Origin of the sequence: Flavobacterium cerinum (assembly GCF_004028155.1) — a bacterium.
In the GTDB taxonomy this organism is placed as follows: domain Bacteria; phylum Bacteroidota; class Bacteroidia; order Flavobacteriales; family Flavobacteriaceae; genus Flavobacterium; species Flavobacterium cerinum.
Genome location: NZ_SBII01000010.1, coordinates 86,003 through 100,161 on the forward strand (window position 1 = coordinate 86,003; position 14,159 = coordinate 100,161).

The following is a 14,159-nucleotide window of genomic DNA, read 5'->3' on the forward strand; positions in this document are numbered from 1 at the left end:
AATGAAAGACAACAGGTTTGTTAAAGGCAGGTTAAAGAGTACAGAGTATTCGGTTAAAGGAGCATACAAACTCATTACTACCGAGCACAGTATTATGGTACAGTTTTTTATAGGCATAGCCATAACCATAGCAGGGTTTTATTTTGACATCTCTGCAACAGAATGGATGCTGCAAATACTGGCAATAGGACTTGTACTGGCAATAGAGGGGCTTAATACGGCTGCAGAAAAAATTGCCGATTTTATCCATCCTGAATATCACGAAAAAATAGGTTTTATAAAAGATATAGCTTCCGGAGCTGTATTCTTTGCTGCTATGGCTGCCTTAGCAGTAGGTGCTATAATTTATTATCCTAAAGTGGCGCTTCTTTTTTAAATTTATTGATATTTTTACATTCGCGATATTTACTATTTAATGGCAAAGAGCAAAAAAGAAACATCAGGCGCTGCGGCGGCTAAATCTGTTACCGAAAAAAAGAAATGGGCATTTTCCCGTCAGCACAAAGTGTTAGTGGGCGTATTGTTCTTCTTGTTTTCGGTAGCATTGTTATTATCCTTCATCTCCTATTTTCTTTATTGGGAGTTTGACCAAAGTGAATTAACCGCTTTTAGCGACAGAAAAGAAAGTGTACATAACTGGCTGGGGAAATTTGGTGCCTATCTGGCCGATCTTTTTCTGTACCGCGGTTTTGGTATTGCTTCGTTTATACTTATACGCTTTTTCTTTTTAACGGGTGCTTATCTTGTATTAGATCTTCCGGTACGAAAATTAAAAAGAACACTATTCTGGGATATTTTCCTTGTTATAATTGTATCGATACTTTGCGGGTTCTTTAATCCTTATTTACCTGAATTAGGTGGCGTTATAGGTTATGAAATGAACCTGTTTATGCAGGATTACTTAGGTAAGATCGGTACAATACTGGTACTTGTATTCGGGTTATTTATCTTCCTTATTTTCAGGATCAAAATATCGCCCGATGCTATAAAAACACTATTTGAACGTAAACACGATGACGTTGAAGAAGATACCGAAGATCCAGTTACTGAAAACTCTACTGTAAATACTCCAATAACACCACTGGCGCCCGTTGTACCTATTGCAGCCATGGATACATTTGAAGAAGACGAGGATGATCAAGAGCTCAATAACATTGAGCTAAAAACCGTTACGTCTCCAATTATTCCTCCGGTAGTTCCGGTACCTTCTCAGTTTGAGATCAACCGTGAGTCTTTAAAGCCGACTATAGAACATTCATCTGAAATTAAACTAGAAACTTCTCCTAAACCAAAACAACCTGAACCGATTGCAAAGCCTGTAAGCCAAATTATAGAAACGGCAGATGAGAATTTTGTTATCGAAAAATCTGTGGAAGAACCAACGGTTGAAGAAAACCTTGCGGCCAGACTGGTTAAGGATTTTGGAGAGTTTGACCCTACTCTGGAACTTTCAAACTATCAGTTCCCTTCTATTGAACTATTAAAAGACTATTCTTCCGGTGGTATTACCATTAATCAGGAAGAACTTGAAGAAAACAAAAATCGTATTGTAGAAACGCTGCGTAATTATAAAATTGAGATCGCTCAGATAAAAGCGACCGTAGGTCCTACAGTAACCTTATACGAGATTGTACCTGAAGCAGGAATACGTATCTCAAAAATTAAAAGTCTTGAGGATGATATAGCTCTTTCATTATCAGCATTAGGCATCCGTATCATTGCTCCTATTCCCGGTAAAGGAACTATTGGTATCGAGGTTCCTAATAAGAATCCTACTATGGTATCCATGAAAAGTGTTATTGGTTCTCCAAAATTCCAGGCTGCCGAAATGGAACTGCCTATCGCTTTAGGGAAAACAATATCTAACGAGACCTTTGTGGTTGACCTTGCTAAAATGCCTCACCTACTTATGGCAGGGGCAACAGGACAAGGTAAATCGGTAGGTCTTAATGCAGTACTTACTTCGTTATTGTATAAAAAGCATCCGGCTGAAGTTAAATTCGTACTGGTTGACCCTAAAAAGGTTGAGCTTACGCTTTTCAATAAAATTGAGAGACATTATCTGGCTAAACTTCCTGATGACGGCGATGCAATTATAACAGATAATACCAAGGTAATTAACACTCTTAATTCCTTGTGCATAGAAATGGATAACCGTTATAACCTGCTTAAGGATGCAATGGTTAGAAATATTAAAGAATACAACGAGAAATTCCGTCACAGGAAACTAAATCCTGAGAATGGACACCGTTTTTTACCATACATTGTACTGGTAGTTGATGAGTTTGCCGATCTTATAATGACAGCAGGTAAAGAGGTAGAAACACCTATTGCACGTCTTGCCCAGCTGGCACGTGCTATTGGTATTCACCTTATTATTGCTACCCAAAGACCATCGGTAAATGTAATTACCGGTATTATTAAAGCTAACTTCCCGGCCAGGATAGCTTTTAGGGTTACATCTAAAATTGACTCCCGTACAATTTTAGACAGTCAGGGTGCAGACCAGCTAATTGGCCGTGGTGATATGCTATATACACAAGGAAATGACCTTACACGTGTTCAGTGTGCTTTTGTTGATACTCCGGAGGTGGAAAAAATAACCGAATTTATTGGTTCGCAAAAAGCTTACCCTAACGCTTACCTCCTACCGGAATATGTTGGAGAGGAAAGTGGCATCAATCTTGATATAGATATATCAGACAGAGATTCAATGTTCAGGGATGCTGCAGAAGTGATCGTTACAGCCCAACAGGGTTCGGCATCATTACTGCAACGAAAATTAAAATTAGGTTACAACCGTGCAGGAAGACTTATTGACCAGCTGGAAGCAGCAGGTATTGTAGGCCCTTTTGAAGGTAGTAAAGCAAGGAATGTAATTATCCCGGACCTTACCTCTCTTGAGCAATTTTTCAAAAACGAAGAAAACAACTTTTAGCATGTACAAGATTTACGGGATCATATTGACTTTATTTTTCACAATTACCCTGGAGGCTCAAAATTCTGAAAAAGCAAAAGCATTGCTGGATCAGGTGAGTAGCAGGGTTAAGAGTTATGAGAATATTGCGGTAGATTTCAGATATTCATTAAGCAATCCTAAACAAAACCTAAATCAGGAAAGTAAAGGAACTGTAGTTCAAAAAGGCAATATGTATGTATTGGACTTTATGGGTATTACCCGAATTTTTGACGGGAAAAGAGTATATAATATTGTGCCGGAAGACGAGGAAATTTCTATTTCCAAATACAACGACCAAAAAGATGATAACCTTACCCCATCAAAAATATTTACTTTCTTTAATTCCGGATACAAATATTCATGGGATATATTGCAAAATGTAAAAGGAAGAAAAATACAGTACATAAAACTAACCCCTACAAACGCTAAAGACAATACTAAAGAAGTACTTATGGGTGTTGATGTACAGACAAAACATATTTACAATCTAATACAGACAGAAAAGGATGGTACTAAAATGACAATTACCATAAATTCTTTTAAAACAAATCAGCCTTTGTCGAAAAATCATTTTACCTTTACCGAGAGTAAATATCCTAATTACTACATTAATAGATTAGACTAATTTTTGGTGAAAATATTAGACCGCTATATCCTGACTTCGTTCATCACGACTTTTGCGTCGGTATTCATTATCTTGTTTTTCATATTTGTATTACAAGGTATATGGCTCTTTATCTCAGAACTTGCTGGTAAAGACCTTGACGTGTGGCTGGTTATTAAATTCCTTGCTTTTTATTCGCCGAAAATAGTACCACTCGTACTTCCTCTTTCCATTTTGCTGGCATCGATCATGACTTTTGGCAGCTTTGCCGAAAATTATGAATTTGCAGCGATGAAATCCTCTGGTATTTCTTTAGGCAGGGCCATGAGAGGACTTACTGTATTTATATGCGCACTAAGTATTGTAGCCTTCTTCTTCGCTAACAACGTTATTCCTAAAGCAGAATATAAATTCATAAATCTTAGAAAGAATATTATACAGCGTAAACCAGCCATGGCAATTGTAGAAGGCCAGTTTAATGCGCTGGGAAATTTCAATATAAAAGTTGATAAAAAATCAGGTGAAAACGGTGAGAAACTTGCCGGGGTTACCATTCATAAAAGAGTTCCAGGTGCTGCAAATGCTACCATTATACGTTCTAAAAAAGGCTTACTTAAAAGTGATGAAAAATCTAATCTTTTACAATTAGAACTTTTTGACGGTCATTATTACGAAGACATCAATAGTAAAAATCCGGTAGAACGCATGAGGCAGCCTTTTGCTAAAAGCAGTTTCTCTAAACAAATAATGAACATCGATCTAACCATGTTAAATTCTAATGACATAGACGATGAAAAAATAGCACACACAAATACCATGCTTAATGTTAGTGAATTGAATTATACACTCGATTCACTTGAAAACAACCAGATTAAGGAAGCCAAAAGTATAACAGACAATATAGTACAAAGATCTAGTGTCGTTTTAGAAGATCTAAACGCGAGTAAGCTTCTTCCTAATCAACCTAATCAGGTAAAAAAAGACAGTATTCCTAAAAACCTATTAGACCTTATTAAGGTTAAAGAAGACAAATCACGTATATTAGATATTGCTGCTAATAATATAAGCAGTACTGACTATTTAGTGAAATCTGGAAAAGACCAGATGTATGAAAAAACGAAAAACGTAAATAACCATTGGCTTGCACTGTATGATAAGTTTGTTATTGCTTTTGCGTGTCTACTAATGTTTTTTATAGGCGCTCCCTTAGGTGCTATTATCCGTAAAGGCGGATTAGGTCTGCCTATTGTGTTTGCCGTATTGATATTTATCATCTTCCATTTCATTAATACCTTTGGCAGGAAACTGGCGCAGGAAAATGGCATCCCTCCTTTTTTAGGTGCCTGGATGTCATCATTTGTATTGAGTCCGCTTGCCATACTCCTAACCTACAGGGCTACTAATGACATAGGAATGATTAACATGGATAACATCTTATTGCCTTTGCAAAAGGTATTTACGAAATTATTTAAAATTAAACAAAAAGAAGAATAATGCCAGTAGAAGAACGTATACAACTTAATACTATAGAAGAAGCCATTGAAGATATCCGAAATGGGAAAGTAGTGGTTGTAGTAGATGATGAAGACCGTGAAAATGAAGGCGATTTTATTGCCGCAGCAGAAAAAGTTACTCCTGAAATGATTAATTTCATGGCTACACATGGCCGCGGACTTATATGTGCTCCATTAACAGAGGCACGTTGTAAAGATCTTGAATTACATATGATGGTTACCAATAATACTGTTCTGCATGAAACTGCTTTTACAGTATCGGTAGACCTTATAGGCCACGGCTGCACAACAGGTATTTCTGTTCATGACAGGGCTAAAACCATAAAAGCTTTAGTTGATGACACTACTAAGCCTGAAGATTTAGGCCGCCCTGGACACATTTTTCCATTAAAAGCTAAACAAGGTGGTGTATTGCGTAGAACTGGTCACACAGAAGCTGCAATTGACCTTGCAAGACTTGCAGGTTTTAAACCGGCAGGTATTTTAGTAGAGATTTTAAACGTAGACGGATCTATGGCCCGTTTACCGGAACTTTATGAAGTAGCTAAGAAATTTGACCTTAAACTTATTTCTATAGAAGATCTTGTTGCATACAGAATGAAGCATGACAGTCTTATTCAGAAGAAAGAAGATTTTGAAATCGAAACGCGTTTTGGAACTTTCCGTTTAAGAGCTTATGTGCAAACTACAAACAAGCAAGTACATATTGCGTTGACAAAAGGAAGCTGGAACAATGGTGAACCTGTATTGACAAGAATAAACTCTACACAGGTAAATAACGATATTTTAGGCACGCTAACAAACGATGCGGATACTAAACTGGATAACATATTCCGTCGTATTAACGAAGAAGGAAAAGGAGCTATATTATTTATCAACCAGGAGGTGTCATCTTTGGAACTGTTAACCCGTATAAAAGAGCTTAAAGAATTACAAGCTGAAGGCATCACAAAAGCTCCTCAGGTAAAAATGGATGACAGGGATTTTGGTATTGGTGCACAAATACTACACGATATTGATATTTGTAAAATACGTTTACTTACAAATTCAGGGCAGACAAAACGTGTAGGAATGATCGGTTACGGCCTTGAAATAACTGAATACACAGAATTCTAAAAAAAAAATCAGCCTTAATTACAAGGTAATGAAACGCTTATAAAACTGCAGTCTCAAAAACTTTTTTTTTATTAAAAATGTCTTTGGAAAATAGAAAAAGCTTTCTATATTTGCAACCGCAATGAGAAACTGATTGCAGACTTTATTGGAGAAATGGCAGAGTGGTCGATTGCGGCAGTCTTGAAAACTGTTGACTGTAACAGGTCCGGGGGTTCGAATCCCTCTTTCTCCGCTGATTAATTATCAAAACCTTTAGATCTCACGATTTAAAGGTTTTTTTGTTTTTGGACATTAGCGTATCCCTCTTGGTACAACTGTTCTGATAAATGATGGTTAACACCTTTATTTACTGGGGTAATAAGAAAACTGAGGAGATTTTTGCACTACTTTACAAGATCTTATAAAGAGATTTTTAAAGCAAAAGCCTTTTGAGTTTTATTTTTTCTATTTCAATTCCCTAGTTAAAATACACATTAAATGTCAAACCATAGTGTACCTATAGGTGTACCTCCATTTTTTGAGCAATTTTTAAACAAAATAGGTACACTACTTTTAGAGAATTCCCCGGGAATTCCCTAAAAACAAAGAAGACTCTCATAGTTTTTATTCAATTTTATTAACGAAAAACAATGAGTCATGGTAAAAGTAATTTTCTACATCAAAGCACAAAAAGCTAATAATAATGGTGAAGCTCCGATCTTCGCACGCATTAGCTACAAAACAAGTGAAACCTCAATCTCAACTGGAAAATCAATCGAACTTCAACGTTGGGAACAGACTAAAAAACTTAGAGGCCTCCTTAAACTGGAAAAAGAAAAAATTATAAAACAAGGATTGGACAATTTCCAGCTAGCTATTGAAAAAAAGTTCAATGAATTTTATAAAATAGATCCGGACGTATCGCTACTTCTATTGAAAAAGGAACTCACAGGTAAAACTAAAACTAAAACGAACTCCATTACGATATTGGAAGTCATGGAAAAGCATAATGTATACTTTAGAAAAAAGGTAGAAGCAGGAGATCGTTCCCCGGCTTCTTTACAGAAATACGAAAGAGCAAAGGATCTTCTGAAAAATTATATGGAGAAACAGTATGGATTAAATGACATAGAGAGCACAGAAGTTAATGGCGCATTTGTTCACAACCTTGAAGAATTTCTAACCTACGAAAGTATTTACAGAGGACGCAAAGGAATTAAAAACAATTCTGTAGTGAAATACATTAAATCATACAAAACGGCCTGTAACCATTGTTTCAAGCTTGACTTGCTCCAAAAAAATCCTTTTAATGTCTATCAAGGTCGACTTAATGTCAAAGATGCTGTATTTTTAACTCAGGAAGAGCTTAATAAAATCGAAAGAAAAAAATATCTTTTGAAAGACTTCAACGCGTGAGAGATATATTTCTTTTCTGCACCTATACAGGATATACGCCGGTAGATTTAGTAGCACACAAAGGTTTGCTAACGCTTTTTACGCCAGAACCGGAATGCCAACTTCCTATTTTATCAAGGAACTTCAAAAAGAACATCCTGAGATAGACAGGACATTAATTTAGCTTTCAGCAGATAAAATATACAAGATTTTGCAACCTTACTTTTAAATATCATTAGTAGTCTTTTAAAACTTAAATTTTTACAAAAAAAAGGACAATGAGGCTCACATTGTCTTTTTGTATTTCCACGTTCTGATCGACTATCGAAAGCCTTTAAACAAAAATTAAATATTTCTAATTAATTAAAATACAAGTCATTTAGAATACGATTTTGTCAATTTTTGATTTATTATTCCTATTTTCTATATAAATTCTTCCAATAGCAGAATCCTTCTCTAAAATAGAATATAAACTATCTGATTTTGCCGTATTTTTTTCGACTCCATATCCTTTTCGCAAAATTTTTTCAAGAGTTGTTTGACAATCAAGAGAATTTTTTTTTGCCCCTTCCTTTAAATAAGAAATGGCAAACTGCCTATCAATGTCATTCAAATTTTCTAAATACTCTGCCTTATAATTGTTGTTATTATAAAGCTCAATAATATTTCTATATATCTGATAGTACGACTTTTCATTGTTATAATTCTTATTCATTATTAATGATACAGGTAGCTTTTCTAAATAGAGATTGTTATTATCGCAATATTCTAAATAAGTACCGTATGCAAAGTCATCTCCTTTTAGTAATGCATTTTGTTTATAATGATTCATCGCCTCCTGCTGATTAACAACTTTTTCTCGTTTACTACAAGAAATTGTAATGATGCCAGCGAAAACTATAATAATTTTTTTCATAAATATCGCATTGTTTTTTAGCAGCTCCAGGTGATAAATAAAGTGCCTAAAAAAGCAAATAATTAAATAAGATTTGTTATTTCAGAACATTAATTAATTGTTCGCCAATATTCCTTAGATGTCGGAATCTCTGATGGATTGAACCTTAAATGAATATTCCTTTTAGCGTCTTTACTTCCTAACTCATAGGATTTAAGAAGATAATAGTTAGCCATTTTATTAACTACTTCATGTTTTTCAATATCTAAATCCGTATGGAGGATTGAATATGCTTCATAATAGGCAGCATGATATTCATAATCTGTTGCCATTTGTAGAGTATACCATAAAAATTCTTGTTGATGACCACTTAATGAATAAATATCATACAATTCCCAAAAAGCAATCGTGTCGCCTTTATTAAGAATTTTATTAGACAATTCCTCCATCTTTTTACTGTTGTTGAAATCCTTCAAATATTTTTGTGCAGTGTTGATTTCTTCAACTTTTTTATTACAACTCACAAAAAAAATGATTACTGATACGACACAAATAATTTTTTTCATTACTTTTTCTTTTTCAATACACTAGAATTACTAAATATGAAACAGTATTATAATTACTGAATAGTTTTCCAATAATCTTCTGATTTTGGAGGGGAATCAGTACCAAATCTTTCCTTTAAATCTCTAATCGCGCCCTTGTGACCGGATTCGATGGCCCTCAGAAGATAATAGTTTGCAATTTTATTCATTCTATCATTTCTTTCTGGTAATTTTCTCAAAATGTCATATACTTCTATATTTGCATGACGATAATTATGCTTGTCGGCCATACATATTGCATAATAGAGAAATTCGTTTTCATGACCGCTCAGAACAAAAATATCCATCATCTCCAAATAAGAAATTGTATCACCTTTCTTGTATGCTGATTTCCATAATTCTTCTAATTTTGGTTCATTACGGTAACCTTCATAAAAAGCACTACCCATTGCAGTATTTTTTTTGCTCTCAACTTTCTCATTACAAGAAATAACTAGTAATAAAAGCAATAATAAATAATTTTTCATAGTATATATAATTCTTAAACAAGACCTTATAATAAACATTAATGTATTACCACTTTATACTTTTCTTGTTAGATTTATGTAGATATATCGTATTTCTAAAAATAAAAATACTACTAAAACAATCATTGATGTACTTTCCAAAATGGTTAAGAATTCATCTCCAAAAATTTCAGGATAGGCAAACAAGTCAAATATCCTTGATCTATGATGATCTAGTTCAGAATTTGAAGTGACTGTTATAAGACAATACATTATCTGACAAATAGAAATAATTAAGTAGCTTTTTAGGAAAGTATAATTTTTAAATTTAAATAATATAAGATTTAAAATTAAACTGAAAATTATGCAGCGATCAGCTAAACTTGTAAAATCATTGTGAAAAAACCTTGGAGTTATAACTATAAGTAAAAGTGTTATAAAGTTTAAAATAAAAGAAATTTGTTTCATGTTGTTGATTATTGCTTTTCAATAGGTTTACTAAACTTGTATGTATTACGAATTCTCTGGACCCACTCCATACCCATATCTCCCGGGCAATATCGATTAGGGATAGCTTCTTGATGTCCTCCAAAATATTTAATTCCATAAGTTGAATTTAGATATCGAGTTAAATTAACTAAGGACTCAATCATCTGAGATGAGGCACTTCCATCTCCTAAAACATTTTCTACAAAACCTTGGATCTTACCTAAGCCTGTATTCTGACTATCAAGGTCGGCCATAAGCACTATTCCAATATTTCCGGTATTGGCACCTTTTACATGAGACCCAACAATATCAATCGGTCTTCCCTCATAAATATTACCATTACCGTCAATCGCAAAATGATAAGGGATGTCAGCATACCCATCTTTTTGTTCGTTATACTACAATGCTTGAATTGTCAGTGCATTGTTTTGGTTTCCTGAATGATGCACTGTTATAGTGTCATAATAAACCTTTAAATTAGTTTTTATTTTTTTCCACTCACGGCCTTGTGTAATTGGTGCTTTCGCTCCCCATTCATTTCGCTTAATTATTTTTGGGTCTCCTCCTGCTGTTCGAGTAGGCGAAAGACCGTCTAAGTATTTAGAAAAGTCTACGTTTTTTCTTTTTGCTTTTGGATTAGGTGCTATTGGTCCATCAAAAAATGTAGTTCTAACACCTGCTATCTCGGCGCCTAAACCACTTAAGAACCCAACACCGCCTGCTCTCGCCTCCATTCCATCAGGATCTATAAAAAAAACAGGATTATTTAGTGCATAAACATATGGCGAAAACCTCCTAGATTTCTCTGCTAATGGGTCAATGTTAAACCATCTTCCTATTGCGGGATCATAATTCCTGGCTCCATAATCATAGAGGTCTAATCCTAGTTCATCTTGCAATTCTTTCCCGTTGTATTTGTACTTATAGGTAGCATCTGCCGAATTTAGTACCGGAGTTAAAACTACGTGAGGAGGATTTGATATCGCAAATATTTAGAATACAATATTGTCAATTTTTGATTTATTATTCCTATTTTCTAAATAAATTCTTCCAATAGCAGAATCCTTCTCTAAAATAGAATATAAACTATCTGATTTAGCAGTATTTTTTTTAATTCCATAACCTTTTCGTAAGATTTTTTCAAGAGTCATTTGACAACTACGAAAATTTTTTTTTGCCCCTGCCTCTAAATAAGAAATAGCAAAACGTCTATCAATGTCATTCAAGTTCTCTAAATAATCTGCTCTATAATTATTGTTATTATAAAGCTCAATAATATTTCTATATATCTGATAGTATGACTTTTTACTATTATACTTCTTATTCATTATTAATGATACAGGCAGCTTTTCTAAATAGAGATTGTTATTATCACAATACTCCAAATAAGTACCGTATGCAAAGTCATCTCCTTTTAATAATGCATTTTGCTTGTAATGATTAATCGCCTCATTCTGATTAACATCTTTCTGCTTAACATCATTATCTCGTTTACTGCAAGAAATTGTAATGATGCCAGCGAACACTATAATAATTTTTTTCATAAATATCGCATTGTCTTTTAGTCGCTCGAGGTGATTAATAAAGTATTAAAAAAAGAATTAATTAAATAAGATGTGTCATTTCAGTACATTAATTTATTGTTCGCCAATATTCGTTAGAAGTCGGAATCTCGGATTGATTGAACCTTGAATGAATATTCCTTTTAGCGTCTTTACTTCCTAACTGATAGGATTTTAGAAGATAATAGTTAGCCATTTTATTAACCTCTTCATGCTTTTCAATATCGTAATCCGTATGGAGGATTGAATATGCTTCATAATAGGCCCCGGAATATTCATAATCAGTTGCCATTCGTAGAGCATACCATAAAAATTCTTTTCGATGACCACTAAGTGCATAAATATCAGCCATTTCCAAAAAAGCAATCGTATCGCCTTTATTAAGAATTTTATTAGACAATTCCTCCATCTTTTTACTGTTGTCGAAATCCTTCAAATATTTTTGTGCAGTGTTGATTTCTTCAACTTTTTTATTACAACTCACAAAAAAAATGATTACTAATACGACACAAATATTTTTTTTCATTGCTTTTTCTTTTTTGGAAATATTAGAAACACTAAATCTCATATCCCTAAATCTGAAATAATATTATAATCATTGAATACTTTTCCAAAGATCTTCCGATTTTATTGATGTGTTATTTAAGTACGTTAATGAAAGTTTATTTCTAAGTACATTAATTAAATGTTCGCCAATATTCCTTTGAAGTCGGAATCTCCGATTGATTGAACCTTTCTTTAATGCTTGCTTTACAATCTTTATTTCCTAACTCATAGGCTTTTAGAAGATAATAATTAGCCAGTTTATTAACCCCTTCATGTTTTTCAATATCGTAATCCGTATGGAGGATAAAATATGCTTCATAATAGGCCCCGTGATATTCATAATCTGTTGCCATTCGTAGCGCATACCATAAAAATTCTTTTTGATGACTACTAAGTGCATAAATATCAGACATTTCCAAAAAAGCAATCGTGTCGCCTTCATTAAGAACTTTATTAGACAATTCCTCCATCTTTTTACTGTTGTTGAAATCCTTCAAATATTTTTGTCCAGTATTGATTTCTTCAACTTTTTTATTACAACTCACAAAAAAAAGGATTACTGATACGACACAAATAATTTTTTTCATTACTTTTTCTTTTTAAAATATTGATTTGTAGATAATTTTTTTGTTTGTTGGCCATTACGAAAATAAACAGCATTCCCATCCTTTAGATTTTTAGTAATATCAGAGCTAACCCCTCGAAGACCATTTTTCCCTCCGTAATACAAATAACCGTCAAAGCCTATTACTGTTGCATTTGGATAAGCTTTTGATATTGTTTCAGCGATTGATGGTACTCCAGGATCACTTTTTCCTGAAAGACATGCATATAAAATTAAAGTAAATATTGCATTTTTATCCCCTGCAATCTTTTTGAATTGAGGACTAGCCTCAGACATCATCTCATTAAAGTGCTCCACCTTTTGAATTCTCCTATAACTTCCATAGTCAGAATCATTTTGCAGCAGTCCTACATTTCCATGTCCTAAGACTCTAAAAACATTATCTCCGGTTACTGCGCTTTTTTCAAAATCTTTAACAATATCCAGAAAACCATCTTCTTCTGTCTTTCTAAATAAATTAACCGGCGGCTCGTTCGGATTTTCTAAAACTGTTGACGGTGGAGGTGGCAAACCTTCCAATTGCCCGGAAAAATTCGTTTCCTTCCTTTTTGCTTTTGGGTTAGGTGCTATTGGTCCATCAAAAAATGAAGTTTTAACTCCCGCTATATCTGCACCTAAACCACTTAAGAACCCAACACCTCCTGCTCTCGCCTCCATTCCATCAGGGTCAATAAAAAAGACGGGGTTATTTAAAGCATAAACATAAGGCGAAAACCTCCTGGATTTCTCAGCTAGTGGGTCAATATTAAGCCATCTGCCTATTGCAGGATCATAATTCCTTGCTCCATAATCATTACATTATAATCCTAATTTGATGCAATTTGCTTTTTAAGTATCTTAAAAAGTGAAACACTAGTTAGAGTAATTCATTAAAGCTGTCGCTATTAATTTTTTATTATAAAATTACAATTATGCATGTGTAGTTAAAACATGTTAATAAGAGTTAAGAGTCCTTAATCATATCTTGATAGTATTCCCTAATCGGTCTGTAATCAACATAATAATCTTCAAACCTATTTTGAATAGAAATCTTTATTATATTTAATTCATCCTTAGATAAGTTTATACTACCTCTCAAAGCCCATTTGAATAATAGATTATTTGGACAATATTTATATGCTGAAATTAAATATTTACTACCAAAATTGCTATCTTCAGAATCAAACAACCAAGAACTAATCTCTATCATCCATCCTCGCAAAAAGAGGAGGTTAGGGTCTCTGGGATAATGTTTTCTAATAAGATTAGTATTTCTATTCAAAATATCTTGTAACCAAACTTCATCAAGTTTAGTATTTCCTTCGACTAACGAATACCAAACAACAAACGTTTGTTTAAGAAGAATTACATCGGAAGGTATTTCATTATTAAAAATTTCGTTTTCAAAGTTGTTAATCTCATAATTATAATCAATTTCCATGTCT

The 14,159-nt window shown here is 33.7% G+C and carries 16 protein-coding genes, 1 tRNA gene and 1 pseudogene; 7 read left to right on the top strand and 11 right to left on the bottom strand.

Annotation, left to right across the window (positions count from 1 at the left end):
- Position 1: 1 nt before the first annotated feature.
- The 7 genes from EPI11_RS13945 to EPI11_RS13975 all read left to right on the top strand — a co-directional run bounded on the left by EPI11_RS13945 (position 2) and on the right by EPI11_RS13975 (position 7,588).
- Positions 2-376, top strand: coding sequence for a diacylglycerol kinase (locus EPI11_RS13945; protein ID WP_128390595.1), 375 nt, complete (start codon positions 2-4; stop codon positions 374-376).
- A gap of 39 nt (positions 377-415) precedes the next feature.
- Positions 416-2,938: a DNA translocase FtsK gene (locus tag EPI11_RS13950; RefSeq protein ID WP_128390596.1), complete on the top strand. Its 2,523-nt coding sequence runs from the start codon at positions 416-418 to the stop codon at positions 2,936-2,938.
- Position 2,939: 1 nt separating this feature from the next.
- Entirely contained in the window at positions 2,940-3,584 is a 645-nt protein-coding gene (locus EPI11_RS13955; protein ID WP_128390597.1) for a LolA family protein, read from the top strand.
- 6 nt (positions 3,585-3,590) lie between these two features.
- Complete coding sequence (locus EPI11_RS13960; RefSeq protein ID WP_128390598.1) at positions 3,591-5,057, top strand: LptF/LptG family permease; 1,467 nt, start codon at positions 3,591-3,593, stop codon at positions 5,055-5,057.
- Positions 5,057-6,193 carry a 3,4-dihydroxy-2-butanone-4-phosphate synthase gene (ribB, locus tag EPI11_RS13965; RefSeq protein ID WP_128390599.1) on the top strand — a complete coding sequence of 379 codons (1,137 nt, stop codon included), beginning with the start codon at positions 5,057-5,059 and terminating at the stop codon, positions 6,191-6,193. The genes EPI11_RS13960 and ribB overlap by 1 nt, the downstream gene beginning before the upstream one ends.
- Positions 6,194-6,340: 147 nt before the next feature.
- Positions 6,341-6,425 (top strand) — tRNA-Ser (locus EPI11_RS13970).
- Between the two features lie 404 nt (positions 6,426-6,829).
- Positions 6,830-7,588: a phage integrase SAM-like domain-containing protein gene (locus tag EPI11_RS13975; protein WP_128390600.1), complete on the top strand. Its 759-nt coding sequence runs from the start codon at positions 6,830-6,832 to the stop codon at positions 7,586-7,588.
- Positions 7,589-7,946: 358 nt separating this feature from the next.
- Here EPI11_RS13975 and EPI11_RS13980 read toward each other — a convergent pair whose 3' ends face one another.
- The 11 genes and pseudogenes from EPI11_RS13980 to EPI11_RS14025 form a co-directional block, all read right to left on the bottom strand.
- A complete protein-coding gene (locus tag EPI11_RS13980) occupies positions 7,947-8,483 on the bottom strand; it encodes a hypothetical protein (protein ID WP_128390601.1) in 537 nt (178 codons plus the stop codon).
- 89 nt (positions 8,484-8,572) lie between these two features.
- Positions 8,573-9,028 (bottom strand): hypothetical protein, encoded by a 456-nt coding sequence (locus EPI11_RS13985; RefSeq protein ID WP_128390602.1) that lies wholly within the window; start codon positions 9,026-9,028, stop codon positions 8,573-8,575.
- A 53-nt stretch (positions 9,029-9,081) separates the two neighbouring features.
- The gene (locus EPI11_RS13990) at positions 9,082-9,534 is read right to left on the bottom strand and encodes a hypothetical protein (protein WP_128390603.1); all 453 of its coding nucleotides are present in this window, start codon (positions 9,532-9,534) and stop codon (positions 9,082-9,084) included.
- 455 nt (positions 9,535-9,989) lie between these two features.
- Positions 9,990-10,370 carry a peptidoglycan recognition protein family protein gene (locus EPI11_RS13995; RefSeq protein ID WP_128390604.1) on the bottom strand — a complete coding sequence of 127 codons (381 nt, stop codon included), beginning with the start codon at positions 10,368-10,370 and terminating at the stop codon, positions 9,990-9,992.
- Between the two features lie 30 nt (positions 10,371-10,400).
- A complete protein-coding gene (locus EPI11_RS14000; protein ID WP_128390605.1) occupies positions 10,401-10,994 on the bottom strand; it encodes an RHS repeat domain-containing protein in 594 nt (197 codons plus the stop codon).
- Positions 10,995-11,546 (bottom strand): hypothetical protein, encoded by a 552-nt coding sequence (locus tag EPI11_RS14005; RefSeq protein WP_128390606.1) that lies wholly within the window; start codon positions 11,544-11,546, stop codon positions 10,995-10,997.
- Positions 11,547-11,634: 88 nt separating this feature from the next.
- Positions 11,635-12,090, bottom strand: a complete 456-nt coding sequence (locus EPI11_RS14010; RefSeq protein WP_128390607.1) for a hypothetical protein — start codon at positions 12,088-12,090, stop codon at positions 11,635-11,637.
- A 151-nt stretch (positions 12,091-12,241) separates the two neighbouring features.
- Entirely contained in the window at positions 12,242-12,697 is a 456-nt protein-coding gene (locus EPI11_RS14015) for a hypothetical protein (RefSeq protein WP_128390608.1), read from the bottom strand.
- Positions 12,697-13,392 (bottom strand): hypothetical protein, encoded by a 696-nt coding sequence (locus EPI11_RS14020; protein WP_241657631.1) that lies wholly within the window; start codon positions 13,390-13,392, stop codon positions 12,697-12,699. The genes EPI11_RS14015 and EPI11_RS14020 overlap by 1 nt, the downstream gene beginning before the upstream one ends.
- A gap of 9 nt (positions 13,393-13,401) precedes the next feature.
- A pseudogene (locus tag EPI11_RS19275) lies at positions 13,402-13,515 on the bottom strand (RHS repeat-associated core domain-containing protein); the annotation flags it as partial.
- A gap of 163 nt (positions 13,516-13,678) precedes the next feature.
- Entirely contained in the window at positions 13,679-14,155 is a 477-nt protein-coding gene (locus tag EPI11_RS14025) for a hypothetical protein (protein ID WP_128390610.1), read from the bottom strand.
- Between the last annotated feature and the right edge of the window lie 4 nt (positions 14,156-14,159).